The sequence below is a fragment of the Mycobacterium parascrofulaceum ATCC BAA-614 genome (assembly GCF_000164135.1).
Taxonomy (GTDB): domain Bacteria; phylum Actinomycetota; class Actinomycetes; order Mycobacteriales; family Mycobacteriaceae; genus Mycobacterium; species Mycobacterium parascrofulaceum.
Window position 1 is genome coordinate 1,000,166 of the sequence record NZ_GG770553.1, and the last position, 4,273, is coordinate 1,004,438.

The 4,273-nt window shown below is 68.6% G+C and carries 3 protein-coding genes; all 3 read right to left on the reverse strand.

Annotated features, from left to right (window positions below):
- Nucleotides 1-2,390 (reverse strand): trehalose monomycolate exporter MmpL3 (gene mmpL3 / locus HMPREF0591_RS04780; protein WP_040621840.1); only part of this gene is annotated, 2,390 nt, incomplete at its 3' end.
- A 61-nt stretch (nt 2,391-2,451) separates the two neighbouring features.
- On the reverse strand, nt 2,452-3,171 hold the full coding sequence (locus HMPREF0591_RS04785) for an NYN domain-containing protein (protein WP_007167300.1): 720 nt from the start codon (nt 3,169-3,171) through the stop codon (nt 2,452-2,454).
- 3 nt (nt 3,172-3,174) lie between these two features.
- Nucleotides 3,175-3,963 carry a tRNA (guanosine(46)-N7)-methyltransferase TrmB gene (gene trmB, locus HMPREF0591_RS04790; protein WP_170826074.1) on the reverse strand — a complete coding sequence of 263 codons (789 nt, stop codon included), beginning with the start codon at nt 3,961-3,963 and terminating at the stop codon, nt 3,175-3,177.
- Between the last annotated feature and the right edge of the window lie 310 nt (nt 3,964-4,273).

A 4,273-nucleotide genomic window follows, 5' to 3' on the forward strand; every position in this document is an offset into this window, starting at 1 on the left:
GTGGGGTCGTGCGGCGGGCGTGGCGGGGCGGCGGCCAGGCTGGCCGCCACCGGGGGCCGCGCGGGCCGGCCGTTGAGGGTCGGCCGCTTGCGCTCGTCGGGCAGGTCGATCTCGCCCAGCCCGATCCGGTTCTGCAGCCGCCGGGCCCAGCGCGGGGCCCACCAGCAGTCGTCGCCGAGCAGCTTCATCACCGACGGCACCAGGAACATGCGGACCACGGTCGCGTCCAGCAGCAGCGCCGCCATCAGGCCGAACGCCAGGTATTTCATCAGCACGAGGTCGGAGAACACGAACGAGCTGGCCACCACGGCCAGCACCAGCGCGGCGGCCGTGATCAGGCGCCCGGTGGTCGCGGTGCCGATCCGGATGGCCTCGGCGGTCGACATGCCGCGTTCGCGCGCCTCCACCATGCGGGACACCAGGAACACCTCGTAGTCGGTGGCCAGGCCGAAGCCCACCGCGACCACCAGCGCGATCACCACCACCATCAGCGGGGTGGGCGTGAAGTTGAGCACGCCCGACAAATGGCCGTCGACGAAGATCCACGTCAGGATGCCCATCGTCGACCCGAGCGTCAGCGCGCTCATCAGCACCGCCTTGACCGGCAAAACCACCGACCCGAACGCCAGGAACATCAGCAGCAGCGTGGCGCCCAGCAGCAGCACCAGCATCAACGGAGCCTTGTCGAACAGGCTGTGGATGCTGTCCTGCTCCAGGGCCGGGGTGCCGCCGACATAGAGGTTGAGGCCCTTCGGTGGGCTGATCGCCCGGAGTTCGCTGATCTTCTTGGCGGCGTCGTTCTTATTGACCAGGCCGTTCTGGATCACGCGCACCGAGCCGTCCTTGGGCACCGTGGTGCCGTTCGGTCCGGCGACGCAGGGGTTGCCGGCGATGGTCGGGCACGGCCGCTCCTCCCAGGTCTTGTCGGTGAACCCGCCGATCGAGGAGATCCGGTTGCGGATGTCGGCGACCTGTTGGTCGGTGACCTTGCTGTGATTGGTGCTCTGGATCACCATCGTCAGCTGTTCGGTGCGGTAGCCGGGGAAGAGCTTGTCGAAGTGTTCCTGCGCCTGGCGCACGGGGTTGGTCGGCGGCAGGTACTTCTCGCTCATGCCGCCGAACGACAGGTTGCCCAGCGGGATGACCAGCAGGATCATGCCGACGGCGATCGGGATGGCGAACGCCAGCGGCCGCTTCATCACCCAGTTGACGAGCTTGCCCCAGAAACCGGCCTCGACCTCTTCGCGGGTCTTGGTCTTCTGCAGTCGGTCGGCGAGCCAGTTGAGGTAGGCGCGCGAGTACTTCCAATTGCGCAGGAACGGTACCCGGAACGCGGTCCGCACGCCCAGCGCGTCGACGTGGCGGCCGAGGATGCCCAGGCAGGCCGGCAGGAACGTGATCGACAGCAGCGCGGCGAGGCCCACCGCGGCGAAGATCGCGTAGGTCAGCGAGTGCACGAAGCCCTGCGGCAGCACCAACAGGCTGGCGCTCGACGCGATGATCAGCACCGCCGAGAACGTCACGGTGCGCCCGGCCGTCATCACGGTGCGCCGCACGGCGGTCTCGGTGTCGTAACCCTCGGCGATCTCCTCCCGGAACCGGCTCACCACGAAGAGCCCGTAGTCGATCGCGATACCCAGGCCGATCAGCGACACCACGGGCTGGGCGAAATAGTGCACCGGCCCGAACACGGCGACCAGCCGCAGGATGCCCAGCGAGCCCGCGATGCTGAGCCCACCCACGATGGCCGGCAGGCCCGCGGCGACCGCACCACCGAAGACCAGGAACAGGACCACCGCCACCATCGGGACCGCAAGGACCTCCATGCGGCGCTGGTCGGTGGCGATGGTGCCGGTCAGGGCGTTCGCGATCGGCTCGAGGCCGGCCAGCTGCACGGTGCCGCCGTCGAGCTTCTGCAGGTCGGGCGCGATGTCCTTGTAGTTGTTCAGGATGCTGTCGTCGTCGTCGCCCTTGAGCGGGATGGACACGAAGGTGTGCTTCCTGTCCCCGCTGACCATGCCCTTGATCAGGGGGTTCGTGCTGTCGGGGGCGGCCAGCCAGCCGGCCCAGCCGACGACCTGGTCAGGATGGTCGGCCTTGAACTTGTTGAGCTGGCCGACGATCTTGTCGCGCCACGCGGCGTCGTCGACCGTCTTTCCGCTGGGCGCGGTGAAGGTGGCGACGATGTGGCTGGTGCGGTCGCGGCCGTAGGTCTGGTCGCCCAGCACCGAGGCCTTCACGGATTGACTGCCCTCGTCGTAGAAGCCGCTCTGTGTGACATGCTTGCCGAGGCTCATCCCGAACAACCCACCCAGCAGGCACAGAGCTACCGTGACCCCGATCACGATGTACCGATAGCGGTACACAGTTCGACCCCACCAGGCGAACACGCAAGCTCCTTACTGGATCGTTGACGACCCGCATGGGACGTTTCGGTTTTTCAAGCCAGTGTCACACACGCGCGGTCAACAGCGCGGACAGCGGCCTGAACGGCTGCAGCCATGCTCCCTGGTCAGGCAGCGAATCTAGGCCGATTCGCGGCAGCGGCTCCCGGAACACACCGTTGATGTCCTCCAGGTCGACGAAGTCCAAGGTATCCGACGCTAGCGCCCAACTCGCGTGTTCGCGAAATCCGATGACCTGGACGGCTACTCCGGTGCGCGAAATTTCCTCCAGCGGCTCGCGAAACGCCTGCCCGTCGGCCGACGCCACCACGAGCGCCGCCAGCCCCTCGCTGCGCCGCAGCTCGATGTGGGCGAGCATGTCGCGGTCGACGTCGCTGTCCTCGTCGATCTTCGGTTTGGCGAATACCGCGAACCCGACGTTGCGCAGGGCGTCCACCCAGGGCCGGACGACGTCGGCGCTGCCCGGCGCGATGTTGGTGAAGACGGTGGCCTCGGGTTCGACGACCACGCCCGGCCGGCCGGCGCTGACCTCGGCGGTGCGCCCCAGCAGCCAGCGGCCCAGGGCGTCGAACCGCGGCCGCTCCAGCGCGGTCGGGCGGCGGCCCAGGATCGAGCCGAGCCCCATGTCGAGGTTGGGCGCGTCCCAGACCAGCAGGACGCGGCCGCCCGGCGGTGAGAAGCCGCCCAGCGCGTCGTCGGACAACCCGGCGGGTGACTCGAAGGGGTCTGCTGCTGCGGTCTGTTGTTCCGCCAGGCTCATGGTCATCGCCTACTCGTGTCGTAGCCAGATGAATTCGGTCACCGCGCTGCCCGCCTCGTGGGCCTTGGTCTCGTACTTGGTGGTCGGCCGCACCACCGACATCGGCAGCCCGGCGCCGGCGGGGTCGGCGCGGGACAGCCGCGGCTCCGCGTCGCCCACCTCAGCGATGTGTTCGGCGTAACCGGCGTGGTCCGTTGCCACATGGAGGACACCACCGGGGAGTAACCGGTCGACGATCAGGCCAATCGTGCCCGGCTGCAGAAACCGGCGCTTGTGGTGACGGGCCTTCGGCCAGGGATCGGGAAAGAAGACGCGGACCCCGGTGAGCGAATCCGGCGCGATCAGCCGCTGCAGCACGTCGAGCGCGTTCCCGCGGATCAGCCGGATGTTGCCGACGCGCTCGCGGTCGATCGCGCACAGCAACTGCGCCAGCCCCCGCTTGTAGATCTCCACCGCGATCACATCTATATCCGGCTCGTCCTTGGCCATCGCCAGCGTCGACGTGCCACTGCCGCAACCGATCTCGAGCACCAGCGGCGCGTGGCGGCCGAACCAGGCGCGGGTGTCCAGCGGCGGTTCGCCGGCGCCCTCGCCGGCCGGGGCGCCCACCGACAGCCCCAGCTGCGGCCACAGCCGTTCCCATGTTTGCCGCTGGGCGTCGGAAAGGGCGGAACGTCGGGAGCGAAAGGTCGATGCCGGAAGGTAGCGCTGGTCGCGGCGGCCGTCCGACTCCTCCTCCGGCGCGCCCGGACACACTCCCACCCCGGGTTGCGCATGCATTTGTCCATGGTGGCCCATAAACCGGTGATGTAGCCGCCCCAGGTCCAGATTGATACCCAACAGTTGCCTTCAGCTGGTAACAGTCAAACGGTGGCTCGCATCAAAGTGACGCAAGTGCCACCATTCGGTGGGACCCGACCGGCCCCCGGGTCGGATCCATCGAACCGAACGCGAGACATGAGGAGACGATGAGGGGACAAGGACACCAGGCATTCGTCGACGAGCTGGCGCGCTTCGCCGCCGGCCACGCCGACCCGCGCGTCACGGCCATCGCCGAGCGGACCGCCGGGCCGCTGCGCGCGCTGGTTCGGGGGCGCCCCGGGGCGGG